Annotated in this window: 20 protein-coding genes; 9 read left to right on the top strand and 11 right to left on the bottom strand. The window is 60.5% G+C overall.

What is annotated here, in order from left to right; translation table 11 throughout:
- Positions 1–54 precede the first annotated feature (54 nt).
- The 3 genes from KP703_RS04360 to KP703_RS04350 form a co-directional block, all read right to left on the bottom strand.
- On the bottom strand, positions 55–687 hold the full coding sequence (locus tag KP703_RS04360; RefSeq protein WP_215753909.1) for an NUDIX hydrolase N-terminal domain-containing protein: 633 nt from the start codon (positions 685–687) through the stop codon (positions 55–57).
- Between the two features lie 84 nt (positions 688–771).
- Positions 772–3,378 (bottom strand): ATP-dependent chaperone ClpB, encoded by a 2,607-nt coding sequence (gene clpB / locus KP703_RS04355; protein ID WP_215753908.1) that lies wholly within the window; start codon positions 3,376–3,378, stop codon positions 772–774.
- Between the two features lie 217 nt (positions 3,379–3,595).
- On the bottom strand, positions 3,596–4,204 hold the full coding sequence (locus KP703_RS04350; protein ID WP_215753907.1) for a superoxide dismutase: 609 nt from the start codon (positions 4,202–4,204) through the stop codon (positions 3,596–3,598).
- 39 nt (positions 4,205–4,243) lie between these two features.
- On the opposite strand from KP703_RS04350, the gene KP703_RS04345 reads away from it, so the two are divergent.
- Complete coding sequence (locus KP703_RS04345) at positions 4,244–5,248, top strand: squalene/phytoene synthase family protein (RefSeq protein WP_252353827.1); 1,005 nt, start codon at positions 4,244–4,246, stop codon at positions 5,246–5,248.
- 229 nt (positions 5,249–5,477) lie between these two features.
- On the opposite strand, the gene KP703_RS04335 is transcribed toward KP703_RS04345, so the two are convergent.
- Positions 5,478–6,452, bottom strand: a complete 975-nt coding sequence (locus KP703_RS04335; RefSeq protein WP_215753906.1) for an NAD(P)-dependent oxidoreductase — start codon at positions 6,450–6,452, stop codon at positions 5,478–5,480.
- 102 nt (positions 6,453–6,554) lie between these two features.
- Here KP703_RS04335 and msrP point away from each other — a divergent pair, with 102 nt between their 5' ends.
- Together msrP and KP703_RS04325 are read left to right on the top strand one after the other, a co-directional pair.
- The gene (msrP, locus tag KP703_RS04330; protein ID WP_215753905.1) at positions 6,555–7,508 is read left to right on the top strand and encodes a protein-methionine-sulfoxide reductase catalytic subunit MsrP; all 954 of its coding nucleotides are present in this window, start codon (positions 6,555–6,557) and stop codon (positions 7,506–7,508) included.
- 4 nt (positions 7,509–7,512) lie between these two features.
- Positions 7,513–8,133 carry a sulfite oxidase heme-binding subunit YedZ gene (locus KP703_RS04325; protein WP_215753904.1) on the top strand — a complete coding sequence of 207 codons (621 nt, stop codon included), beginning with the start codon at positions 7,513–7,515 and terminating at the stop codon, positions 8,131–8,133.
- Positions 8,134–8,230: 97 nt separating this feature from the next.
- Here KP703_RS04325 and KP703_RS04320 read toward each other — a convergent pair whose 3' ends face one another.
- A complete protein-coding gene (locus tag KP703_RS04320) occupies positions 8,231–9,712 on the bottom strand; it encodes a SulP family inorganic anion transporter (protein WP_215753903.1) in 1,482 nt (493 codons plus the stop codon).
- A 233-nt stretch (positions 9,713–9,945) separates the two neighbouring features.
- Between KP703_RS04320 and lpxB the strand changes: the two genes are divergently transcribed.
- A complete protein-coding gene (lpxB, locus tag KP703_RS04315; protein WP_215753902.1) occupies positions 9,946–11,145 on the top strand; it encodes a lipid-A-disaccharide synthase in 1,200 nt (399 codons plus the stop codon).
- 124 nt (positions 11,146–11,269) lie between these two features.
- Here the strand turns inward: lpxB and hisI are convergent, their stop codons facing one another.
- Genes hisI through KP703_RS04290 form a run of 5 tightly spaced genes read right to left on the bottom strand, consistent with a single transcriptional unit; the run spans position 11,270 to position 16,335 of the window.
- Positions 11,270–11,689 carry a phosphoribosyl-AMP cyclohydrolase gene (hisI, locus tag KP703_RS04310; protein ID WP_215753901.1) on the bottom strand — a complete coding sequence of 140 codons (420 nt, stop codon included), beginning with the start codon at positions 11,687–11,689 and terminating at the stop codon, positions 11,270–11,272.
- Complete coding sequence (locus tag KP703_RS04305) at positions 11,686–12,576, bottom strand: folate-binding protein YgfZ (protein ID WP_215753900.1); 891 nt, start codon at positions 12,574–12,576, stop codon at positions 11,686–11,688. Before KP703_RS04305 ends, hisI begins: the two co-directional genes overlap by 4 nt.
- Before the next feature lie 29 nt (positions 12,577–12,605).
- Positions 12,606–14,378, bottom strand: coding sequence for an asparagine synthase (glutamine-hydrolyzing) (gene asnB / locus KP703_RS04300; protein ID WP_215753937.1), 1,773 nt, complete (start codon positions 14,376–14,378; stop codon positions 12,606–12,608).
- Positions 14,378–15,430 (bottom strand): glycosyltransferase, encoded by a 1,053-nt coding sequence (locus KP703_RS04295; RefSeq protein WP_215753899.1) that lies wholly within the window; start codon positions 15,428–15,430, stop codon positions 14,378–14,380. The genes asnB and KP703_RS04295 overlap by 1 nt, the downstream gene beginning before the upstream one ends.
- Positions 15,427–16,335 carry a glycosyltransferase family 9 protein gene (locus KP703_RS04290; protein WP_215753898.1) on the bottom strand — a complete coding sequence of 303 codons (909 nt, stop codon included), beginning with the start codon at positions 16,333–16,335 and terminating at the stop codon, positions 15,427–15,429. Before KP703_RS04290 ends, KP703_RS04295 begins: the two co-directional genes overlap by 4 nt.
- Positions 16,336–16,536: 201 nt before the next feature.
- Between KP703_RS04290 and KP703_RS04285 the strand changes: the two genes are divergently transcribed.
- The 4 genes from KP703_RS04285 (at position 16,537) to der (ending at position 20,605) form a co-directional block, all read left to right on the top strand.
- Positions 16,537–16,929: a hypothetical protein gene (locus KP703_RS04285; RefSeq protein WP_062141913.1), complete on the top strand. Its 393-nt coding sequence runs from the start codon at positions 16,537–16,539 to the stop codon at positions 16,927–16,929.
- 123 nt (positions 16,930–17,052) lie between these two features.
- Positions 17,053–17,745 (top strand): hypothetical protein, encoded by a 693-nt coding sequence (locus tag KP703_RS04280; protein WP_215753897.1) that lies wholly within the window; start codon positions 17,053–17,055, stop codon positions 17,743–17,745.
- 6 nt (positions 17,746–17,751) lie between these two features.
- Positions 17,752–19,149: a PQQ-binding-like beta-propeller repeat protein gene (locus KP703_RS04275; protein ID WP_252353824.1), complete on the top strand. Its 1,398-nt coding sequence runs from the start codon at positions 17,752–17,754 to the stop codon at positions 19,147–19,149.
- Complete coding sequence (gene der, locus KP703_RS04270; RefSeq protein WP_156474651.1) at positions 19,142–20,605, top strand: ribosome biogenesis GTPase Der; 1,464 nt, start codon at positions 19,142–19,144, stop codon at positions 20,603–20,605. The genes KP703_RS04275 and der overlap by 8 nt, the downstream gene beginning before the upstream one ends.
- A 53-nt stretch (positions 20,606–20,658) precedes the next feature.
- Here der and KP703_RS04265 read toward each other — a convergent pair whose 3' ends face one another.
- Positions 20,659–22,002, bottom strand: coding sequence for a gluconate:H+ symporter (locus tag KP703_RS04265; RefSeq protein ID WP_215753896.1), 1,344 nt, complete (start codon positions 22,000–22,002; stop codon positions 20,659–20,661).
- Positions 22,003–22,315: 313 nt separating this feature from the next.
- On the opposite strand from KP703_RS04265, the gene KP703_RS04260 reads away from it, so the two are divergent.
- Positions 22,316–23,713, top strand: a complete 1,398-nt coding sequence (locus tag KP703_RS04260; protein WP_215753895.1) for an MFS transporter — start codon at positions 22,316–22,318, stop codon at positions 23,711–23,713.
- Positions 23,714–23,757: the final 44 nt, after the last annotated feature.

The following is a 23,757-nucleotide window of genomic DNA, read 5'->3' as shown; positions in this document are numbered from 1 at the left end:
ACCTGCGGCACCCTCTCGTCATGAAGACGCTGAGAGGCCGGCGGTGAAGGCGATTCAGTCGAACTCGGTGGGCAGGGTAGGGGTCGCGTGGTGCGCGAAGAGGCGTTCGATCTGCTGGGGCAGAACCCGGCCTATTGAAAGATCCGTCGGAATTTCATCATGGGCGAAGAAACGCACTTCACTGGTTTCAATACTGGTGGTGGGGCTGCCGCCTGTCAGTTCTCCCAGAAAAAATAGTTTGGTGACGGTAAAGGCTTCCGGGGGCTGGTGGCCCTGTGTGGTGCGGTCCAGCGCCATGGCGAGTTTGGTGATGCGGACGGTATAGCCGGTTTCTTCCCACACTTCTTTGGCGGCGCAGTCTGCGGCGGTCAGGTTCACATCCGTCCAGCCGCCGGGCACGGTCCATTTATTCTGGTCCAGCACTTCCCGCACCATCAGAATACGGCCGTCTTTATCAAACACGCCGACGCGCACTTCCAGTTTTGGTGTCGCGTAACCAGCCTGTTCCTGAAAAATGGTTTCAATTTTCCCGGCAGGGAGACCGCTGCCTTCCGCCATCATCCGGGCGGCGAGGGTGCGCAGCATTTCATAACGCTCTTTGTCAAAAGGGTCTTTGGCGTAGGTCAGGCCGGTCTGGGAAATGCCCTGAATTTCACGGGCCCAGATCAGCCAGTTGGGTTCTGCCATAAGGAAACTCCCTTTGTGATGCGCACAATAAAAAACGGGAAGGCCTGAGCCTTCCCGTTTCCGTTGTGCCTGTTTGCAGGGCGATCAGGCAAGAGCCGCAGCGGCTTCCTGACCGTTGATGAGCAGGCCATCCCCGTTGGCGGAGATTTTGACATTCTCGCCATCGTGAATGGTCCCCTGCAGCAGCAGTTCCGCCAGCGGGTTCTGCAGGCTGCGCTGGATAACCCGTTTCAACGGACGGGCACCATACACAGGGTCATAGCCTTCATTCGCCAGCCAGGCGTGGGCCAGATCATCCAGACTGAGGGTGATCTTGCGATCATCCAGCAGGTTCTGCAGGCGGCGCATCTGGATATCGACAATCTTGGTCATGTCCGCTTTCTGCAGACGGGAGAACAGGATGATCTCGTCCAGACGGTTCAGAAATTCCGGCCGGAAGTGCTCACGCACCACCTTCATCACCTGTGCCTGCACCATGTCGGTCGTTTCACCGTCCGGCTGATGCGCCAGAACATCGGAGCCGAGGTTGCTGGTCAGCACAATAATGGTGTTGCGGAAGTCCACCGTACGGCCCTGACCATCCGTGAGACGACCATCGTCCAGAACCTGAAGAAGAATGTTGAAGACATCTTCATGCGCTTTTTCAACTTCGTCGAACAGAATGACCTGATAAGGCCGACGCCGCACGGCTTCTGTCAGCACACCGCCTTCTTCATAGCCAACATAACCCGGAGGGGCACCAATCAGACGGGCAACGGCGTGCTTCTCCATGAATTCACTCATGTCGATGCGCAGCAGAGCCTTTTCATCGTCAAACAGGAAGCGGGCCAGAGCTTTGGTCAGCTCGGTTTTACCCACACCCGTCGGGCCGAGGAACAGGAAGGAGCCAATCGGGCGATTGGGGTCCTGCAACCCTGCACGGGCACGACGCACCGCGTTGGACACGGCTTTAAGGGCAGGTTCCTGACCGACCACGGATTTCCGCAGGTCGTCTTCCATCCGCAGCAGTTTGGCACGTTCGCCTTCCAGCATGCGGTCCACCGGCACACCCGTCCAGCGGGAGACAACGGAGGCCACGCCCTGATCCGTCACGGCTTCAGACACAAGGTCTGTCTTACCGGCTTCGGACTGCGTTTCCTGCGCCTGCGCAATCTGGGCCTGCAGGTTGGGGATAACGCCATACATCAGCTCAGATGCCTTGCCGAGATCGCCTTTGCGCTGAGCGACTTCCACTTCAGACCGGGCCTGATCCAGCTGTTCCTGCAACTTCTGCACGGCATTCACGCGGTCTTTTTCCGCATGCCAGGCCGCACTCATGGCGTCAGACTTTTCTTCCAGATCGGCCAGTTCCGCTTCCACGGCTTCCAGACGGTCCTTGCTGGCGCTGTCATCTTCCTTGCGCAGGGCTTCACGCTCGATCTTGAGCTGAATGATGCGGCGGTCGAGTTCGTCCAGTTCTTCCGGCTTGCTGTCAATCTGCATGCGCAGGCGGCTGGCCGCCTCGTCAATCAGATCGATGGCTTTATCCGGCAGAAAGCGGTCCGTGATGTAGCGGTTGGACAGCGTGGCGGCAGACACCAGTGCGCCGTCGGTAATCCGGACACCGTGATGCAGCTCATACTTTTCCTTGATCCCGCGCAGGATGGAAATGGTATCCGCGACGGACGGCTCACCGACAAACACCGGCTGGAAGCGCCGGGCAAGGGCGGCATCCTTTTCGATATATTTGCGGTATTCATCCAGCGTGGTAGCACCAATGCAGTGCAGGGTGCCGCGCGCCAGTTCCGGCTTGATGAGGTTGGAGGCATCCATTGCCCCATCGGTACGGCCAGCGCCGACCAGCGTGTGCATCTCATCAATAAAGAGAATGACCTGCCCTTCGGCGGATTCAATCTCTTTCAGAACCGCTTTCAGGCGTTCTTCAAACTCACCGCGATATTTCGCACCCGCCACCAGCGCGCCCATGTCGAGCGAGAGCAGCTTTTTGTTCTTCAGAGCTTCCGGCACGTCACCATTGACGATGCGCTGCGCCAGACCTTCCACAATGGCGGTCTTACCCACGCCGGGTTCACCAATCAGAACCGGGTTGTTCTTGCTACGGCGGGCGAGAACCTGAATGGCACGACGAATTTCTTCATCACGGCCAATCACGGGGTCCAGCTTGCCTGCCTGAGCAACTTCCGTCACATCACGGGCATACTTCTTCAAAGCATCAAAATTGGCTTCAGCGTTTTCGCTGGTCACAGTGCGTCCTTTGCGGATGGTGGCAATGGCTTTGTCCAGAGCGTCCGGCGCGGCGCCGTTCTCTTTCAAAGCGCGGCCTGCCGGGCTGTCGGAGGCGGCAATGGCCACCAGCAGACGGTCCTGCGCCACAAAGGAATCTCCGGCTTTCTGCGCGCCCTGTTCGGCGGCATCCAGAACACGGACCAGATCCGGTGTGGCAGAAGGCTGGCCAGCCCCGCCGCCCTGTACTTTGGGCAGTTTGGCCAGAGCCTGTTCGTTAGCAGCTCTTACTGCGTCAGGCGTGCCACCAGCGGCGCGAATAAGGGAAGACGCAGCGCCTTCCTCATCATCCAGCATGGCCTTGAGCAGATGCTCCGGCGTGAGGTGCTGGTTAAAATCCCGAATGGCAATAGTCTGTGCGGCCTGCAAAAAACCGCGAGAGCGTTCTGTAAATTTTGCGATATCCATCGTTTCCCTCTTGTCCCTTCTACTCAGGCGACTGAAGGCCTTGTCCCCATCCCATTATGGCAATGGCGGCATGGTCTTTTCTCGCTAACAAAGATTGGAATATCTGTTGCAACAATCAAGAGGGGGTAATGCAGGGCTGCTATTTTTTGCTGGCAAGCAGGCAAAAAAAAACGCCTCCGGTGAGGGAGGCGTTCTTTCCGGACTGAGCTTAGAAAACTCAGGCAGCGTTCAGCTGAGCTTCAGCGAACTCGTAGTTTGCCAGCTTGTCCAGGTAGTTGGTGATGTAGTCCGGACGACGGTTGCGGAAGTCCAGATAGTAAGCGTGTTCCCACACATCCAGACCGAGCAGCACTTTGCCCTGGCCTTCAGCCAGCGGGTTGGAGCCGTTGGCGGTTTTGGTCACGGCCAGCTTGCCGTCCTGACCCAGAACCAGCCATGCCCAGCCGGAACCGAACTGAGAGGCCGCTGCCTTCTTGAACTGGTCCTTGAAGGCATCAACGCTGCCGAAGTCACCGTTGATTTTTGCAGCCAGCTTGTCCGGAATCGCACCGCCCGTGGAGGAGAGGTTCTGCCAGAACAGGATGTGGTTCCAATGCTGACCAGCATTGTTGAACACGGGAGCCTGAGTGCTGTCGCCTTTAACAGCCAGAATGATTTCGTCGAGAGACTTGCCCTGCAGAGCGGGGTTGGCTTCAACAAAATTGTTCAGAGCCGTGACATAAGCCTGATGGTGCTTGTCATGATGCAGTTCAAGCGTTTCCTGGCACATGCCGCGTGCGGCAAGAGCGTTGTAGGAATAGGGAAGGGCTGGCAGTTCAAAAGCCATGACATACTCCATAAAGGTAAAAGCGGGCGACCATGCGCCATGATCCAGAGCTATGGGGCGGCGGCAGATGCGTCAAGGGACTGGGGTGTGACAATGTTGCTTTCTGTCGGGCCAGTCACACAGTGTTGTCCCTGCCGCCCCGTCTTTGCCGTTAACGTCGCACGCGGGAAAAAGATCCTTCACACGCCTTTTGAAGCGCCGGTGACGGTCAGGATGGGTAAAGGAGTGGAAAGGGGCGGGATGAAGAAAGACGGGCAGCGTATGCAGCAGGACGCTTTGGGGGCCGGGTATCTGGAAGATGCGGTGCGGCGTGCGGACCCGGATCGGGCTCTGTGCGCGCGTTTTCTGCCAGCCTCTGTCCGCCCCGATGTGGAGGTGCTGCTGGCGTTTCATACGGAACTGACCCGTGCGCTTGCTCCGGCTCGCTCTGCGGCGATAGCCGGCTCCATGGCGGGGCTGATCCGGCTCCAGTGGTGGCGAGATGTGCTGGAGGGCGCACGAACGCCGGACCATGAACTTGCTCCTCCGCTTTTGTTGGCTTTCGAGCGCGGTGTGTTTCGCCGGGAGACGCTGTTACGCATTCTCGGTGCAAGGGAGGCGGAGCTGGACCCGCAGCCTGATGTGAGTGCCTGGCGAAAGATGATGCTGGATGGTGCTGGCGGTTTGCAGCGTGCTGTGGGGGAAGCACTGGGTGTGCGGGATGAGGGCGTGCTTGTCCGGCTGGAGGCCTGTGGTGCGGCTTATGGCGCGGGGGCCATGCTGCGGCACTGGCCGCGCCTGCGACAGAGTGGGCGTTATCTGTTTCCGAGCGATGAGGCCGGGCTGCGGCAGGAAGGCGAGGCGTTCCTGAGTGCGTGTGATGCTGCTTCTCTTTCTACTTCTGGTCGACTTGCCGCGTTGCCTGCTGTGCTGGCTGAGCGCGATCTGAAACGGGGCAGCACGCAGGCCGGTCTGCGCCGAGGGCTGGGAGACCGGCTGGCTGTGATGCGCGCAGGATGGAAAGCTACGCGCGCCTTTCAGCGTTCTGGCGCGGCAGACTCATAAACGGGAAAGATCCCGTTCTGCTGACGGATTTTGCGGTCTGGCGTGAAGCTCCATCAGTTTAGCGCCTCTCCGGTGCGCGCCTGATGGATGGCTGCCGCGAAAACATCACGCACGCACGGGTCATGCCGTTGCCGGGTTTTGTGGCAGAACGGCAAAATCCGCCAGCGCCGCCTTGCCGATATTGCGGAGGTCGGCAAGGGAGCGGGTGTTTTGCTGCGGGGCAGAGCCGTCAGGCATCGTTGGCGACGATGTGTTCCATAACGCCAATCAGCGCAGAGTAATCCTCGTTCGCGGCCGCGCGGCGTGTCAGGGAGAGTTGCTGCGTGGTTGCGGCCATGGTGGGCATGGGCACAGCCAGACGCGCTCCGGCATCCAGCAGCAGGCGCATGTCTTTCTGCATCAGGCGGGTGGGGAATTGCGGCGTGAAGTCACCATCCTTGGCGGCACGGATCTTGCGTTTGTGGTGCGGGGAAATCACGGCAACCTCGCCCAGCGCATCGAACAGCATGGAACGGTCCAGCCCAGCAGCTAGTCCATAGGCGATGGTTTCCGCCACAGCGGCCAGACCTGCGCCCATAATGCCGTTAATCACCAGCTTCAGCCGTGCGCCGCTGCCGGAGGGGCCTGCATGTACGGTGGTTTTGCCAATGCAGTCAAAGACAGGCTGGGCGCGGGCAATCAGGGCGTCATCCCCGCCTGCCAGCACAACCAGAGCCCCGGCTTCTGCTTCCGGCGTGCTGCCGGAGACGGGGCAGTCAATCACGCTGACGCCTTTTTCTTCCCCGGCTTTCTGCAGGGCATCCGTGGCTTCGGGTGAGACGGAGCTGGTGTTCAGCAAAAGCTGATTTTCATGCATGCCAGCCAGTGCGCCGTTCTCGCCATACATGGCGGCGGCAAGGGCTTCATCATCCGGCACGCAGACGAGGACGATGTCTGCTTTTTTTGCCACGTCGGCAGGGGAGGGCAGGAAGGGCGTGGAGCCGTCACCGCCTTTGCCGGAGGGCGTGTAGGCAACCAGAGCGTAGCCAGCTTTTTTGAGATTATCTCCCATCCGGCTGGCCATGGCGCCAAAGCCGATAAATCCAATGGTCTGCTGCGTGGTCATTCTGCAAGTCCCTGTTATTTTGCGTGCGGCAACTATGGCAGAAACGGTCGAAGTTCTCATGCGGTTTCCTGCATGGTTCCTTTGCGCTGAATGCTGCATAAGAAGAAAGCGTATTCAGGACGTTTTCCATATACAGTGGCGGCACTTTTGTTTTCACTGCACGGAGCAGTTCTGCTCACGTAAAAAGGAAGGGGCTTTCCTATGGCTGTGTATCGCTATCCTCGCCCGGATTCCTCGGACATTACGCCCCGACGGCTGTTTTTCTCGCGCCGGGCGTTGCTAGGCACAGCAGTGGGCGGGGTTCTGGCAGGCGGGTTGAGGCCCGGTATGGTGCAGGCTGATGCGCCTGTTGCGGCGTCCACGCGCGGTTGGCCCGCAGCGGAAACCCCGACGCCTCGGGATGATGTCACGCATTATAATAATTTTTATGAATTCGGGATGGAGAAGAGCGACCCGGCAGAACTGTCCGGTGGCTTTCATCCTCGCCCCTGGCAGGTGCAGGTGGATGGACTGGTGGAGCATCCGCAGGTCTGGGATCTGGATGCGCTGAGTGCCCGCTTTGGGCATGAAGACCGGCTGTATCGGATGCGGTGCGTGGAAGCGTGGTCCATGGTCATTCCCTGGCAGGGGTTTGAACTGGGGGCGTTGCTGCGGGCCGCTGGGGTGAAGGCGGGGGCAAAATATGTGGCGTTTACGGCTGTTGTCCGGCCTTCTGAAATGCCCGGCCAGCGGGGAGGCCTGTTCTCCCTGCGTTGGCCCTATGTGGAAGGGTTACGGCTGGACGAAGCGATGCACCCGCTCACCTTGCTGGCGACAGGTGTGTATGGCGAGGCACTGCCCGCGCAGAATGGTGCGCCCATCCGGCTGGTAGTGCCCTGGAAGTATGGATTTAAGGGCATCAAATCCATTACCCGCATTACTGTGACAGATCAGCAGCCGCCGACGAGCTGGAACCAGATGGCCCCGGATGAATATGGTTTTTACGCCAATGTGAATCCGGACGTGGACCATCCGCGCTGGAGCCAGTCGAGCGAGCAGATTATCGGGGAGGGTAGCCTGTTCAGAACGGCGCGGCGACCTACGAGGCTGTTCAATGGCTATGCAGAACAGGTGGCCGGTTTGTATCGCGGTATGGATTTGCGGAAGGATTTTTAGGCGGATGGCACCACCCTCTTCTGGCCGGCGGCGGCGTTCCCGTTTTTCTCCGCTGACACGGCAGATTTTTCTCTATCTGTTTTGTCTGATTCCCGCCGTGTCTGACATTGCACAGGGGATGGCGAACACATTAGGGCCGAACCCGGTTTCTGTCTGCCTACATGATTTCGGGCGCTGGGCGTTCCGCTTCTTGCTGATCTCGCTGGCGGTTAGCCCGCTTAAGCGTTTTGTCGGGCTGGACTTTATGGTCTATCGCCGCCCGTTAGGGTTGCTGGCCTTTAGTTATGCGGCGCTGCATGTGGTATTTTATGTTGGTGTGGCACGGCATTTTGATACGCATGTCTTGTGGAAGGACTTTACCAGCCGTCCGTTCCTGACCTTCGGCCTGCTGACGTTCCTGATCTTGCTGGCGCTGGCGCTGACCTCCACTCGAAAGGCTATCATCGCTTTGGGGCGGCGCTGGGCGAAGTTGCATAAGCTGGTTTATGTGGCCATGATTCTGGCCTCTGTTCACTACGCCATTGCCTTTAAAACCTGGCACACGGAGCCGTTTATTTACGCGGCGATTGCTGCCGTTTTGCTTTCCTTGCGGCTGGTGCCGAAACCGGGGAAACGAACCGTCTGAGGTTTGAGTTTTTCATCAGAGGAAATGCCCAGATACAAAAAGCCCCGCCAGACGCTGGTTCTGGCGGGGCTTTTTGCAGAGTGTTGTAAAACGCGGATTAAGCCGCAGGGTGCGTCTGTGTGTCCGCCAGAAGGGTGTCATGCCCCAGCGCGTTGAGTAGTTGTGCTGCGCGGGCATCCGGGTTCATGATCTGCACCGTCTTGCCGCGCCCTTGCAGGCGGGAGACGATTTTCTCCAGCGTATCAGCTGCACTGATGTCCCATAGCCGCGCGTCTTTCAGGTCCAGCACGATGTGGCTGGCGGTATCCTGAAAATCAACAGCGTCAGACAGCAGGCTGGCGGAGGCAAAAAAGACCTGCCCCTGCACATGGTAGGTACGGGTAGTGCTATCAGCGCTCAGCGTGTTGTTCACTTTCAGAAGTGTCATGACCTGAAAGGAGAAGAACAGCCCGCTGAGCAGCACGCCACAGGCGACCCCGGCGGCCAGATCATGCGTGAGGACCACAACGATAACGGTCACCAGCATGACGGTGGAAGACAGGCGCGGATGCCGCACAAGGTCACGCAGGGACGACCATGAGAACGTGCTGACGGACACCATGATCATGATGGCAACCAGAGCCGCCACCGGAACGCGGGCTACAAACCCGTGGCAGGCCACCAGCAGCAGAAGCAGGAAGGCCCCGGCGGTAAAGGTGGAGAGACGACCGCGTCCGCCATATCGGAGGTTGCCCACGGTCTGGCCGATCATCCCGCAGCCGGCCATGCCGCCAAACAGGCCGACAAACATGTTGGAAATACCAAGCCCCGTACATTCCATGCGCTTGTTGCTGTGGGTGTCCGTCATTTCATCCACAACGGTGGCGGTCATGAGGGATTCCAGAAGCCCGACCATGGCCATGGCAAAGGCATAGGGCAGCACGATTTTAAAGGTTTCCACCGTCATGGGTACATGCGGCAGCGTGAGGGACGGCAGGCCGGTGGGCAGCGCGCCCAGATCAGACACCACATGAACCGGCATGGGCACGAGCATGGTGAGCCCGGTAAGCACCAGAATGCAGATAAGCGGGGAGGGGATAACGGTGGTGATGCGCGGCAGCAGATAGACAATGGCCAGCCCCAGAGCGATCAGCGCATAGGTATGCCAGGTGACATGCAGCATCTGCGGAATCTGGGCGGAAAAGATCAGCAGGCCGAGCGCGTTCACAAAGCCTGTCTCCACCTCACGCGAGACAAAGCGCATCATGCTTTGCAGCTTGAGCAGGCCGAACACGATCTGGAACGCACCGGCCAGCAGGGTGGCGAGCAGCAGATAATCAAACCCGTATCCGTGCACGAGATCTGCTGCGACCAGAGCAACGGAGCCGGCGGCCCCGGAAATCATCCCCGGTCGGCCACCCGTGATGGCAATGGCAATGCTGATGACAAAGGAGGCAAACAGCCCCACTGCAGGGGCTACGCCCGCTGCGTAAGAAAAGGCGATGACTTCCGGGATCAGCGCAAAGGTTCCGACCATCCCGGCCAGAACGTTTTTGACCGGATCGTCCGTCCATTCTTTGAGATATTGGCTAACAGTCACGAGACCCCTTTCTGCCATGTCTGGTGTTTTTCCCTATACAGCAGGGCATAAGATGGACGCGGCTGTAACGAAAAGGTTTTTCTGAGGTTTGCAGCCCCTCCCTGTGGCCACCTGGCGTGTGTGAGCAGCCGCTATCCGTTGGTGCACCGGGCTTTATGACGTCATAAGCCGATACCGAACATAAAGTGGACATTGTGCTGCCTCAGGTGGCCCGGTATGCGTGAGGAATGGTTGTGAATGCTCCTTCTTCTGCCGCCCCTTTGATCTGGATTCTGGCTGGTGAGGCCAGTGGTGACGTGCTGGGTGCCCGCCTGATGCACGCGTTGCGCGCTCGGAACCCCGCCATCCGCTTTGCGGGTGTAGGCGGTGTGCGGATGGAGGAGCGGGGGCTGCACAGCCTGTTCCCGATGCGGGATCTCGCCGTGATGGGGCTGGTGGAGGTGCTGCCGCGCCTGCGTTCCCTCTCTGCCCGGCTGAATGAAGCTGTGCAGGATATTGAAGCCCGCAGGCCAGACCTTGTGGTGACGATCGACAGTCCCGGTTTTGCCTTGCGGTTGCTGAAGCGCATTGCCGGGCTTGGCATCCCGCGTGTGCATTATGTGGCCCCGCAAGTCTGGGCATGGCGGCAGAAGCGGGTGAAGGAATTTCCCGGCCTGTGGGAAGAGCTGCTGTGCCTGCTGCCGTTTGAGGAAGAGTTTTTTAGCAAACATGGTCTGCTGACCAAATTTGTCGGGCATCCGGTTTTGCAATCCGGTGCGGAGACAGGGGATGCGGCGCGGTTTTATCAGCAACACGGTCTGAAAGAAGGCGCTCGGGTGTTGATCCTGATGCCCGGGAGTCGTCGTTCGGAAGCACCGCGCCTGTTGCCAGTCTTCGGGAAGATGCTGGCCCTGTTGCAGCGGGACATGCCGGATGTGGTGCCGGTTATTCCGGTATCCCCCGTTGTGGCAGCAACGGTGGCACGAGAGACAGCTCGCTGGCCAGTTCGGCCTGTGATTGTGACGGACGTGCAGGACAAGCATGATGCGTTTGCCGCTGCTGGTGCGGCTCTGACAAAATCCGGAACCTCAACGCTGGAACTTGCGCTGGCAGGCGTGCCCATGGCGGTGACGTATCGCGTTAATCCGCTGACGGCCTTCATGGCACGGCGGCTGATCCGCGTGCCGTATGTGGCCATGGTCAATCTGCTGGCCGGGCGAGCTATTGTGCCAGAACTGTTGCAGGAACAGTGTCGCCCCTCCGTGCTGGCCAGTGCCGTGCGGGCCCTGTTTGAAAACCCAAAGCTGGCGAATGGGCAGAAAGAAGCCTTTAAAACCGTTCTGCATGGTTTGCAGGGGCCGGGGGGTAAGCTGCCAGCCGATGCTGCTGCGGACGCTGTGCTTCAGCTTCTGGCTGACGGGGGACAGGAGAAGGCCAACGCAGAAAAGGCCTGATTTTGGCGGTTTTTTGCGCGGGGGTGCGGTGCTTGGCGACGCAGTGCATCAGAGAGCGTCGGGTTTTAAAATAAGTCTGTTAGAGAAAAGGGCGGCAGAGTTGCCGCCCCGCTCGAACGTCTGTTCAGGCCTTTTTGCCATACAAGGCGTTCGGGTCGATTTCCGGTTTGGTCAGTTCTACCAGTCCTTCGGGGCCGAAGGCGCGGTAAAAGCAGCTGCGGCGACCCGTGTGGCAGGCGACGCCAATCTGGTTGACCAGCAGCAGCACGGCATCGGCATCGCAATCCAGACGCGCTTCAACCAGATGCTGAATCTGCCCGGAGGTTTCGCCTTTACGCCACAGTTTCTGGCGGCTGCGGGAGAAGTAGCAGACGCGACCTGTTTCCAGCGTTTCCTGCAGGGCTTCGCGCGTCATCCACGCAATCATCAGCACTTCGCCCGTGTCATGCTGCTGGGCAATGGCGGCAAGCAGGCCGGAGGCGTCAAATTTTACAACGTCCAGCATGCTGGAAAGGGCGGCGGGGGTTGGAGCCTGATAGGTCATGAGGATGCAGATGAGTCCGGGTTGGGTGTGGAAGAGGAAGGCTGAGGCGGCGTGAGGGCCGCGGTAAGCCAGACTGGCGGGCGGGGCACAACATGGTGGCCGCCGCAGTCGAGTGTTTGTGCCGTCGCTGCGCTGGTTTTGAGCAAGGCAAGGCCGACATGATCCTGTGAGGAACAGAGCGTGCCAACCTCTACTCCGTTCGCAAGAATCGGGGTGCCGGGGGCAGGTAAGGGGCCGGTGCAGGCAACGGGGACCATCCGGCGTTTGACCAGAGTGCGGTAATGCATCCGGGCTGTGACTTCCTGCCCCATAAAGCAGCCCTTGCTCCATGAAACGCCGCCAAGCAGATCCATGTTGGCTTCCGCGGCCAGCGTGCGGCCGACTTCACAATCCTGCACGCCATCGGGCAGGCCCAGAACCAGCCGGTGCAGATTGTAGTCCTGCGGGGTGTCGGTAGGCTGCGTGTCTTCCGGCACATCAAGCAAACGCCATCCGGCGGCAGGCAGGCGGGGGTCTGCAAAGCTGATGGTGTTTTCCATCAGGGCAGCATCGGGGGCCTCACCCCATGCGACCATAACGCGCATGCCGGTGGCTTCCATCTGCACATCGGCGCGCAGGCGGAAGCGGAGCAGTTGTTTGCACAGGCCCTCGGCCTGTTCACTGGCGCAGTCCAGCAGCAGGCAGGTGTCATCCGGGTCTGCCACCAGAAAGAAATCGGCCTGCCAGCGGCCCTGCGGGGTGAGGCAGGCGGACCATGTGGCCTGTCCGGGCTCTAGGGCGGCGACATCCGCCGTCACGAGCCCTTGCAGGAACTTTACGCGGTCCGCGCCAGAAAGTTTGAGGACGGTCCGGTTTTCCAGCAGGGCACTATGGGAAGGGGTCGGCATGACAGGTGCTCCCGATGATGGTGCAGACCTCAAGAGGACTGGTTGAGTGTTTCAAAAACGTCACCCGTCGGGGCCAGCCCGCGGATATGTGTCCGGTGCCATAAGGCATAGAACAGTAACGTCCAGGCAGCAGGGCCGGTTTTACGGCCAGCCGCAGCCTGAAAGAGTGCGCGTACCCGCTCGGGTTTGGCAATTTCCTGAATGCACTCCTGTTGTGCAACCAGTTGGCCCAGTCGCGCGCCGTCTTCTGCAATCCAGGCCGCAATCGGCACGGTAAAGCCCTGTTTGGGGGCAAAGGGGCGAGCTGCCGGGCAGTGCTGTTCCAGCCAGCGGCGCAGCAGCCATTTGCCCTTGTCTCCACGCACGCGCAGGCTATCCGGCAGGCGCCATGCCAGATCCGCCACGACCGGGTCCAGCAGGGGCGTGCGTCCTTCCAGCCCATGTGCCATCAGGCAGCGGTCCAGCTTGAGCAGCAGATCATTGGGGAGCCATTCGGCAATATCAATAGCCTGTGCGGTGGAAAGGCGGGTTGGGACAGAGGGCGCAGCCATTTCGGCTGCCATAATACCATCGCGCCAGCGGGTCGGGCGGTTGCGGAGGATGTCCAGACTGTCAAACATGCCATGCCGCCACATGCGGCGGCCACCCTGCCACCACGGGCGCACGGCGGAACGATACCGGCCATAGCCTGCAAAGAGTTCGTCACCGCCCTCACCAGACAGGATCACGCGGACATCTTTTGTGGCTTCCTGCGCCAGAAACCACGTGGGGATAATGGCGTAATCGGCGGCCGGGTCATCCATGCAGGCGACAATGGCGGGCAGATGCTGCCAGACCTTGTCGGCGGTAATGCGCACGGTCTGATGCTCGGCCTGTGCGCCACGGGCAAGGGCTGCGGCGGCTTCCGCTTCATTCGCGGCATTGGGCGCATCAAAAACGGCTGTCCAGGTGCGCAGTTTTTCAGGACGCGGCAGGCGGCTCATGGCGGTTAGCAGGCTGGCGCTGTCGATGCCGCCAGATAGAAACAGGCCGAACGGTACGTCAGCGCGTTCATGCGCCTGCACGCTGTTCATGAGCGCCTCATCCAGCTGCGCCAGTGCGGTTTCTTCCGTCAGGGGTGGCTGCGTGTTGGGCTGAGACGGCAGGGGCGACAGGCGCTGGCGGTCCAGAATACGGCCCTGCACAATGCGCAGGGTCTCACCGGGCAGCACGCGGGAAATGCCTTTGAAAATGGTCTCCCGGCCGGTGGTGAGCTGAAGTTGCAGCAGTTCATCCCGCGCGGTGGGGGAGGCTGTGCGGGGCGCGAGATTTGCCGCCAGTAATACAGCGGGTTCCGATGCAAAGGCGACGCCGCCGTCAAACTCCGTGAAATAGAGAGGCTTTATGCCAAACGGGTCACGAGAGAGCAGTAGCTCATCCTGTGCGCTGTCATACAGTGCAATGGCATACATGCCGCGCAGATGGCGGGGGAAATCCGCGCCGTGGCGTTCCCACAGCCGGAGGGGGGATTCGCAATCACTGCCGGTCCTGAAGTGTTCCGGGCCGATCTGCGCGCGAATCTCCGGGTCATTATAAATCTCGCCATTGGCGATCAGCGTGCCGGAGCCAGCGGAAAGAGGCTGGTCTCCGCCCGCAATATCAATAATGGACAGGCGGGTATGGATCAGGTCAGCATGCGGAAAACGGGCAAAAWGTGCGCCATCCGGGCCGCGATGCTGCAAGGCGGCAGCCATGCGGTCCAGCACATCCTGCCCGCAGGGCTGTGTGCCGCGTGTGTAAACCAGACCGCCAATGCCGCACATCAGGCTTTCTCCACGGTGGAAAGAAAGTCCGACCACGCTTTCAGCACAGGTGCTGTTGCAAAGGTCTGCTCATAATCCGCCCGGCCTGCGGCTGCGAGTTTGCTGGCCCGCACCGGGTCTTCCAGCACGGAGGCAAGTCGGCGGGCGAGGGTGCGGTCATCTTCCACAGGGGCCAGCAGGCCGTTTTCTCCAGAGCGGATCAGTTCCGTCGGGCCCTGAGACGCCGCTGCAACCACCGGCTTTTGGGCCGAGAAGCCTTCAATCACCACATTGCCCAGCGGTTCATGCCTGGAGGGGCAGACGAGGGCTGTGCAGGCGCGAATCAGGCCGCCCGGGTGCGTCGCCCAGCCGGGCATCAGCACGCGGCCTGCCACACCTTCCTTGCGCGCAAGATCTTCCAGCGCAGCGCGTTCCGGGCCCTCCCCAGCAATAACCAGCCATACGCCCGGCAAATGGGCCATGGCGCGGATGAGTACATCAAACGCCTTGTTGGTGTGCAGGCGGCCTAATGACAGCAGGAAGGGTGCGCCGGGGGGCAGGCCCGCTGGGCGAACCGGCGCGGTATTGGCCAGTTCCGTTGCAAAATTGGGGAGGTAATGCACCCGGTCCTGCGGCCAGCCCTGTTCCCGCATCCAGCGCACCAGCCCGTGCGTATTGCCGATAAGGTGCGAGCAGCGGCGGTAATAGGAGAGGTCATAAAACCCGCCGAGGCGGCCCGCCAGAATCCAGTCCCCTTGCGGGGTGAAGCGGGCGGCCCTGTTCATCCACGCGACGGTGACGCGCGGGGCAAACTGTTTGAGCTGTGTGCGGAGCTGCGGGCGGGTGCGCCAGTCTGTCAGGCCACCAAATTTGAGTTCACAGGGTTTGACGCCACCTGCCTGAAGTCGGGCTGCGCGCGCAGCGTCTCGCCGGATGACGGGCAGAACGGACAAGCCGGACGCGGCCTGCGCGATGCAAAGCCGCTCAAAAAACAATTCCGCCCCGCCGGTGGGTGCGCCAGCCATGACGTGCGCAACGCGAAGCGGGGCAGCGGTGGGGGAATGCGCAGTCATGATTGGGTCTCCGCCAGCAGGGTGGACGCGGCCTGAACAACAACAGCCAGAGATAGTCCGGCAATAGGTGCGTCTCCCTCCGGTCCGGGAGCGGCAACCCATGTGGCACAGCGCCCGGAGGGGGCATATTCCGAGGCACGGGAGGGGCCGAACAGCCCAAGAGTGGGTGTGCCCGCAGCGGCAGCCAGATGCATCAGGCCGGAATCGTTCCCGATAAACAGACTGCACCGGGCCAGCATGGCAGCAACCTGCGTCAGAGAGAAGCGGCCTCCGGCATCAATGGCGTTAGGCAAGGCTTCCAGCACGGGGAGGGCGAGGGCGCGTTCCTGCTCTCCGGGGCCGTAGAAAATAGCCGGTCGGGCTGCGGGGTATTGGCGGGACAGTTCGGCCCAAAGCGGCAGATAACGCTCAGTTGGCCAGATTTTCCCGGTCCAGTTGGCTGTGGGGCCAAGAGCGATGATCGGCCCGGTATCCGAGGGAGTGATCTGGCTGGCGAGTTTCTTATCTGCCTCGGAGAGCCACACGGTCGGCATCGGCGGCGGGGAAAGGCGGAGCAACTGGCCAAGATGGTTCAGCCGCAGGCCTGGGCGGCGGCCCCCGCGCATAATCAGCCGTTTGCGGGTGCGCAGGAAAAATGTGGTGGCCGAGCCGCGCAAGTCAATCGCCAGATCCCACTTCTGGCCGATGCAGGCTTTCCACAAATCCAGCCAGTGCCGGTCATGCGTGCGTTTGGTCATGACGATCACGCGTTCGAGTCCGGGCAGGTTCTCGAATAATCCGGCCGCCACGGGCCCGCAGGCAATGGTGAAGCGCGCATTCGGATAAGTACGGATGAGGTGGGCCAGAAGGCCGGTCGAGAGCACGGCATCGCCAAGCCGTGTGGCCGTGATGAAGAGAATGCGCATTGGATGGATTCTATACGGGCCTCGTCCTGTTTTTCCAAGTGTCAGAAGGAGATAGCCTCATTATGCCGTATTCTGGCCCACAAGCGGGTCCACAAGGGCTGGGGATGGACATTTGCACGGCCTGTGTCATGAACCGCAGGTATTCCGACAGCCGCCCGAAGGTTCGGGCAGGACACGTCGTGCAGGACAGGGAAATTGGGAATGAGGAAAGGTTTTTTTCTGGTTTTGGGTGGTCTGCTGGCTGGCGTTGCCCTGGCAGACTCCGGGGCCGCTCAGGCAGCAACCGGCGCTTGGGGTGCGCCCGCATGTGGGGCGGAGCCCACGGCACCGTCTGTCGATGTGTCTTCCGTTGAGCGTTACAATGCCAGCGTGGACAAGGTGACGGCGTACGAAAAAGCCGCCCGGGCTTACAACACCTGTGTGGCACGCACGGCCAACAAGGAAGAGACAGCCATCAGTAATGAAGCGCGTGATAAAATCGCGCATATTCATGAAGGCAGCGCTGTAGTGCAGAAGCGGATTGCCGGGAATTTTGTGCATCTGACGGCCTCCCTGAAAGCAGCCAGTGCAAAATTCGGCGGTGGAGCGCACTAAAGCGCTTCCCTCTGCCGCGTAGGATAAGGGGTGTCTTTCTCGCAGGTGACTTGTATGATGTGTGTGCATAGGGCAGAAGTGCCGATTACACACGCATCATAGTCAGAACGGGGCCAGCCAGACGTGGCAGAAGATGTTTTCAAGGAAGTTGATGACGAATTGAAGGCTGAACGCCTGCGTCAGACGGCTCGCCGTTATGCCGGATTGGGGCTGGGGGTTATTGCCGCCGTCGTGATTGGGGCTGGCGCGTGCTCCTGGCACCTGTCCAGCCTGAAGTCTGCGTCTCTTGCGGCAACCGGGTCTTATCTGACGGCCCTGCGCGAGACAGATCACCTTCCGCCTGCTCCCGCAACACCGACCCAGCTTGGTGAAACCGCCCAGACCGGGCTGGCTGCCCTGCAGAAACTTGTGGCCACTGGGCCGAAAGGTATCGCAACGCTTGCGCGCCTGCAGGAAGGCGGTGTGCAGGCTGCGCATGGTGATGTGAAAGCAGCGCTTGCGGCATGGGATGCCGTGCAGATGGATCAGAGCGCTGACCCGGTTCTGCGAGATCTGGCGACGCTTCTGTGGTGCCAGAAACAGCTTGATGCGGGAGACCCGGCAACGCTGCGGTCCCGTCTTTCCCTGCTGACCGGGAGCGGTAAGGCATGGAATGGTCTGGCGACAGAAGCTCTGGCGACGCTGGATATTCGTGAAGGGCATCTGGATGATGCCCGCAAGAAATTTGCCGTGCTCGCCGCGGCGCAGGACGTTCCTTCGGGCGTGCGGAACAGGGCTCAGGCGCTGTCCCAGGCTCTTGATCCGTCGGCAGGGTAAGGCACCATGAGTAACAAAACACGTTCCGGTTTTTTTGGTCGTCCGTCTGTAGCGCGCAGAAAACTGCTGGCCGGGGCTGCCATGATGCCCGTGCTGGCAGGGTGCAGCCTGTTTGATGAAGACGAAAAACCCATTCTGGCGGGCCACCGCACGAATGTGCTCTCTTCCGGTGCCGGGCTGACGGTTGATAAGGAAGACCATACGGCCATTACCTTGCCGGAAGCGATTTCGGTTTCAGACTGGCCGCTGGTGGGTCGCGTAACGTCGCATGTCGGGAGCAACTACCGCTGGGGCGGTCTGCATCCGCGCTGGACGAAAGATGTTGGCGCCGGTATTTCCGAGCCTGACCTGCTGGCATGGGCGGCTCTGGGTGATTTCGGGCGCGGGCTGATCCAGTCTCCGCCTGTGGTGCATAACGGGCGTCTGTTCATCATGGATGCGCGCTGCGTGGTGCGGGCCTTTAGCTGGCCGCATATGTCCCATCTGTGGACCATCAACCCCAAACCGAAAAAGCTCCAGTCCAGCAATGTTGGCGGCGGCATCGGTGTGGACGGGGATACGGTCTATATCGTTGACGGTATCTCGCAGGCGCTGGCCGTTAACGCTGCGACGGGCAAGGTGAAGTGGCGTTCCGACTTTGGGACGCCCGGTCGCTCTGCGCCGACCATTGCGGATGGTCGCGTGTTCTTTGCCACCATTGATGAGCGCCTGTTTGCGCTGGATGCGGCAACCGGTAACCAGTTGTGGTCCTATACGGCGACAGCAGCAGATACGACCGCATTTGGTCAGCCTGCTCCGGCTGTGGTGAATGGTGTTGTGGTTGCTGGTTTTGGTGGGGGCGATCTTGTCGCCTTCCGTGCAGAGAGTGGCGAGGTTGTGTGGAGCGATATGCTCGGCAACGTCGGCAGTCAGGCCAGCACGCTAAACCTCACCTGTGTGCGCGGTCTGCCGGTGGTGGTGGACAGCACGGTTTACGCTGTCAGCATGGCGCAGGTTCTGGCTGCGGTGGATATCCGGACCGGTCGCCGCCTGTGGGAGCGTGCCGTTGGTAGCCAGAACAGTCTGTTGTGTGTGGGTGACTGGCTCTATGTGCTGTCTCAGGATGATCAGCTGGCCTGTATCGACCGCCTCTCGGGCCACGTGCGCTGGATTACGCAGCTCCGTCGCTTTGAACGCGTTGATGTCAGCAAAAATATTGTGACATGGATTGGGCCGGTCATGGCCGGTGGCCAGCTGGTGTGCGTCAGCACCATGCCGGGCAACGGCATTGCGCGCGTCAACCCGACAACCGGCGCTATCATTTCCGTGGATTCCACGGATCAGGTTTCTTTTGTTCCCCCAATTGTTGTTGATGAGCAGCTGCTGATTGTCACCAACGACGGAAAGCTTCGCTCTTATGGCTGATCGCCGGCGGCCCATGCGGCCTGTTGCGCCTGTACCTTCTGCTGATCTCCCTCTGGTCGCCATTGTTGGCCGCCCGAATGTGGGGAAATCAACACTGTTTAACCGCCTTGTCGGTCGCCGTCAGGCGCTGGTGGCGGATACCCCCGGCGTAACGCGTGACCGTAAGGAAGGCCTTGCCCTGCTGCGCGGCCGTACCATCCGTCTGGTGGATACCGCCGGGCTGGAAGAAGCTGCGCCGACCAGCCTGTTTGGCCGTATGCGCGCCTCTTCCGAAAGCGCCGTGCGCGAGGCTGTGCTCGTCCTGTTCTGTATTGATGCCCGTGCGGGGATTACCCCGGCTGATGAGCACTTTGCAGCGTGGGTGCGCAAGCAGGGGCGTCCCGTTCTGCTGGTGGCCAACAAGGCCGAAGGGCGCGGCGGTGCGGCTTCCGCAATGGAAGCCTATTCTCTCGGGCTGGGTGAACCGGTTGCGGTTTCTGCCGAGCATGGGGAAGGCTTGTCCGACCTGATGGGTGAAATTGTCGAACATCTGCCGCCGGAACCGGAAGCAGAGTTTGAGGAAGAAGAGGACGAATTCGAGGCTGATGCGGAGCCACAGGACCCGGACGCGGAAATCGTTCTTCCGGCCCGGCCCGCCGGCCCGATCCGCATCGCCATTGTTGGCCGCCCGAACGCGGGGAAATCAACCCTGCTGAATGCCCTGCTGGGTGAAGAGCGGATGATTACCGGCCCGGAACCCGGCCTGACGCGCGATTCTGTGGCGGTGACGCTGCATGATGAAGGCGATGTGTTCGAGGTTGTGGATACCGCCGGTTTGCGTCGTAAAGCGCGGATTGATGAAGCGCTGGAAAAAATGTCGGTCTCAGCCTCCATTGAAGCCCTGAAAATGGCGGAAGTGGCAGTGCTGGTTCTGGACGCCACGCTGGGGGTGCATGAGCAGGATTTGCAGATTGCCCGCCTGATTGAGCGCGAAGGCCGTGCCTGTGTTCTGGCATTGAACAAATGGGATGCGGTGGAAGACAGAAATGCCACGCGGCAGGCCATTCTGGACCGTCTGAGCATTTCTCTGGCGCAGATGCGTGGTGTGCCGGTGGTGACGTTCTCAGCCCTGACAGGCGCTTCCATCCATCGGCTTCTGCCTGCCGTGCGCGAGGCCTGTGCCGTGTGGAACGCCCGTGTGCCGACCGGTGAGCTGAACCGCTGGTTTGAGGATGCTCTGGAACGCCATGCCGCACCTCTGGTGGAAGGCCGTCGTCTGAAGCTGCGTTACATGACGCAGGTGAAGTCTCGCCCGCCGACGTTCGTGATTTTTGGCACCCGTGCCGAGCAGACCCCGGAAGATTACAAACGCTATCTGGTGAACGGCCTGCGTGAGACATTTAATCTGCCGGGCGTGCCGATCCGTCTGCAAACGCGGGGCACGAAAAACCCGTATAATACCAAATCCCGGTCATAAGGCTGGTTTGCTCAAAAGGGCTTCATGGAAACATGAGGCCCTTTTCTTTTGCCTTAATGAATGACCCAGGACAGAGGCAGGCAGATCAGCAGGCCGAGGATGGCAATCAGTGTTTCAATCATCGTCCAGCTGCGCAGGGTCTGGGAGAGGTTCATGCCCAGATATTCCTTCATCTGCCAGAACCCGGCATCGTTCATCAGGCTCAGCCCCACTGAGCCAGCCCCGGTGACCAGCACCAGCAGTTCGGGCGAGACAGAGTGTGAGGTGGCCAGAATAGGACCGACAATGCCGGACGCTGTAGTGGTGGCTACGGTGGCCGAGCCAGTGGCGATGCGGACCAGCAATGCCAGCATCCACGCCAGAACCAGCAGCGGAACATGGGCTCCCAGCGCCAGATTTGTGATGGATGCAGACAGCCCGCTGTCAATCAGCTCCCGTCCAAAGCCGCCGCCTGCACCAATCAGCAGCATGATGGTGGCTGTAGGCGCAAGGCACTCGTTGCTGAAGCGGAGAATGGTCTCGCGGGACAGGCCGCTCAGGCTCCCCATCAGCCAGAAGGACATCAGCGTCGCCACCAGCAGGGCGATGTCCGTATTGCCCAGAAAATGCAGAACCCGATAGGGCAGGGCAGTTGCGGGCCAGAGGAGTTCCGCCAGCGCACCACCCAGCATCAGGACAACCGGCATCAGCAAGGTGGCGCAGGAGAGGGCGAAAGAGGGCAGTTTGTCGTGCTCAATCTGGCCGGTAAACTGGGCTTCCAGCGCTGTGGGGGCGAGCGCGCCAATGCGGGGCGCGATGTACCACGTGTAAACCGGCCCGGCGAGCGCTGCGATAGGCGTGCCAATCACAATGCCCCAGAACAGCGTGCGGGCTGTATCGGCATGGTAAGCGGTAATGGCCAGCAAGGTGGCGGGGTGCGGCGGCACCATCGCGTGCGTGACAGAAAGGGCTGCTGCCATCGGGAAAGCCAGCACGGGCAGCGGCAGATTATTCCTGCGGGACAGGATGATGACCAGCGGGATGAGCAGTACAAAGCCGACTTCAAAAAACACCGGTAGCCCGACCAGCAGGCCGATAACCATCATGGCCCAGTTCAGCCGCTTTTTCCCGGCAATGCGGGAGATGGTCAGGGCGATCTGATCCGCCCCGCCGGTTTCGGCCAGAATTTTCCCCAGCATGGTGCCCAGTGCGACAACCCCTGCCACATGCCCCAGCACATGGCCCATGCCGTTTTCAAAAGAGGCTATGGCCTGCTCGGTTGGCATGCCGGTGGCCAGAGCCAGCCCGACAGACACGATAAAGAGCGTGACGAAGGGGTTGAGGCGCGCCACGCCGATCAGGAGCATGAGCAGGACGATGGCGGCGGCTGTCAGGCCAGAGGCGAGTAAGGGCGTCATCTCCTGAGGATGGAGCGGGACGAGGCGCGAATGTCAACCATTTGCTTGGGGTATTGCCGGGGTGTTTTCTGTAAGGAACAGGGGCGGGAAACCCTAAACCAATCAAGAAAAAGAGATTTTCTTTATTTGTAAAATGCATAAGTAATATTTCAAATGTCAGCACAATCGCGTGTGCTTCTCCGATGACCGCCTGCGTGATGAAGCTCCTCTAAAGACCGCTGCGGCCTGTTTGGCCTTTCCCTTTAGGGCTCAGGGTGGCACAGAAGCCCCCCGGCGCAAGACGTTACGTATCAGAAAAGGAACGATCAGGCTGATGAATGAACTTGCGCAACCAGCAGGCAGCTCTTCCCAAACAAAAAGCACCGATGGTCTGTTTGGTCCGGCCCGGACATGGGCCATGCTGGCAGTGTCCCTTTCCGTGCTGATGGCCTTGCTGGACTATGCCATTGCCAACGTGGCTTTGCCTGACATTGCGCGGGATCTGCATGCGTCCTCCTCAGCGTCAATCTGGGTGGTAAACGCGTATCAGCTGGCTAGCCTTGTTTCTCTGCTGCCTCTGGCAGCGCTGGGGAGTAAGGTCGGGTTTTCCCGCATGTGCCAGTTCGGGATTATCCTGTTCATAGGCTCTTCCGTGCTGTGTGCGATGGCGACAACGCTCCCGGCGCTGGCCGCAGCCCGCGTGTTGCAGGGGATTGGCGGGGCGTGCATTCTGAGCGTGAATATTGCGCTGGTCCGCTACATTTATCCGCATGCGGAAATTGGCAAGGGCATTGCGCTGAATGGCGTTGTGGTGGCCATGGGAGTCGCGCTTGGGCCAACGGCTGCGGCGGCTATTCTCACAGTGGCGTCCTGGCCCTGGTTGTTCTGGGTGAATTTGCCGCTGGGGGCCGCAGCCCTGTTCATGGCGTTTCGGGCGCTGCCAACCACACCGCGTAGTAAGTCTCGCCCGGATATTACCGGCAGCGTTTTGTGCATGCTGGCCTTTGGCGCGCTGGTGATGGGCGGGGACGGGCTGGCGCATCAGTCCGGCACATTGCTGTCCTGTGTTCTGATTGCCGTCGGGTTGCTCTCCGGCCTGTTGCTTATTCACCGGGAAAGCGGGTTGCCGCAGCCTATTCTGCCGGTTGATATGCTGGCGAAACCGGATTTTGCCATTGCGTTCATGACGGGCTTTTGCGGTTTTGTGGCCTCCAATTTCTACATCATTTCCATGCCGTTTACGCTGCATGATGTGCTGGGGATGAGCCCCGCTGCGACGGGCCTGCTCATTACGCCATGGCCAATCGGCATCATGTCCGCGGCGCCATTGGTGCGGCGGCTGGCCGATACGGTATCTGCCGGGGTGCTCTCATCCATCGGTCTGCTGATGACGGCGACAGGGTTTTTCCTGCTGTGGATGATGCCAGCGCACCCCACTGCCTTTGATATCGTCTGGCGGGCATGGCTTGCTGGATGCGGGTTCGGATTGTTTCAGCCGCCCAATAACCGCGCCATGATGGTCTCGGCGTCCCATGCGCGGGCCGGCGGCGCGAGCGGAATGGTGCAGGTCGCGCGTCAGGCCGGGCAGACCTGCGGGGCAATGGGGGTTGCGGCCTTTTTCTCCCTGTTTGCGCAGGGAGCGGCGCTCAAATGCCTGTTTATGGCTGCCTGTGTGGCGACCTTTGCAGCACTGCTGAGTTCCAGCCGGTTGCTGGCTGGCAAAAAGGCCTGAGAGAAAACGGTTAAAAAAGGGCTGGCACGCAGGGAGCGGCCAGC

Source organism: Acetobacter sp. P5B1 (genome assembly GCF_018811985.1).
GTDB lineage: Bacteria > Pseudomonadota > Alphaproteobacteria > Acetobacterales > Acetobacteraceae > Acetobacter > Acetobacter cerevisiae.
The sequence above is the reverse complement of the archived record's forward strand: the minus strand, read 5'-3'. Positions and strand labels throughout refer to the sequence as shown.

Coding starts and splice junctions, on each gene's coding strand:
- clpB (WP_215753908.1), bottom strand. CDS start 3,378: ATGGATATCGCAAAATTTACAGAACGCTCTCGCGGTTTTTTGCAGGCC.
- KP703_RS04345 (WP_252353827.1), top strand. CDS start 4,244: ATGATCCAGAGCTATGGGGCGGCGGCAGATGCGTCAAGGGACTGGGGT.
- KP703_RS04350 (WP_215753907.1), bottom strand. CDS start 4,204: ATGGCTTTTGAACTGCCAGCCCTTCCCTATTCCTACAACGCTCTTGCC.
- KP703_RS04325 (WP_215753904.1), top strand. CDS start 7,513: ATGGCACCACCCTCTTCTGGCCGGCGGCGGCGTTCCCGTTTTTCTCCG.
- der (WP_156474651.1), top strand. CDS start 19,142: ATGGCTGATCGCCGGCGGCCCATGCGGCCTGTTGCGCCTGTACCTTCT.
- hisI (WP_215753901.1), bottom strand. CDS start 11,689: ATGACCTATCAGGCTCCAACCCCCGCCGCCCTTTCCAGCATGCTGGAC.
- msrP (WP_215753905.1), top strand. CDS start 6,555: ATGGCTGTGTATCGCTATCCTCGCCCGGATTCCTCGGACATTACGCCC.
- KP703_RS04265 (WP_215753896.1), bottom strand. CDS start 22,002: ATGACGCCCTTACTCGCCTCTGGCCTGACAGCCGCCGCCATCGTCCTG.
- KP703_RS04335 (WP_215753906.1), bottom strand. CDS start 6,452: ATGCAGCATTCAGCGCAAAGGAACCATGCAGGAAACCGCATGAGAACT.
- KP703_RS04295 (WP_215753899.1), bottom strand. CDS start 15,430: ATGACTGCGCATTCCCCCACCGCTGCCCCGCTTCGCGTTGCGCACGTC.
- KP703_RS04360 (WP_215753909.1), bottom strand. CDS start 687: ATGGCAGAACCCAACTGGCTGATCTGGGCCCGTGAAATTCAGGGCATT.
- KP703_RS04260 (WP_215753895.1), top strand. CDS start 22,316: ATGAATGAACTTGCGCAACCAGCAGGCAGCTCTTCCCAAACAAAAAGC.
- KP703_RS04290 (WP_215753898.1), bottom strand. CDS start 16,335: ATGCGCATTCTCTTCATCACGGCCACACGGCTTGGCGATGCCGTGCTC.
- KP703_RS04275 (WP_252353824.1), top strand. CDS start 17,752: ATGAGTAACAAAACACGTTCCGGTTTTTTTGGTCGTCCGTCTGTAGCG.
- KP703_RS04305 (WP_215753900.1), bottom strand. CDS start 12,576: ATGCCGACCCCTTCCCATAGTGCCCTGCTGGAAAACCGGACCGTCCTC.
- KP703_RS04285 (WP_062141913.1), top strand. CDS start 16,537: ATGAGGAAAGGTTTTTTTCTGGTTTTGGGTGGTCTGCTGGCTGGCGTT.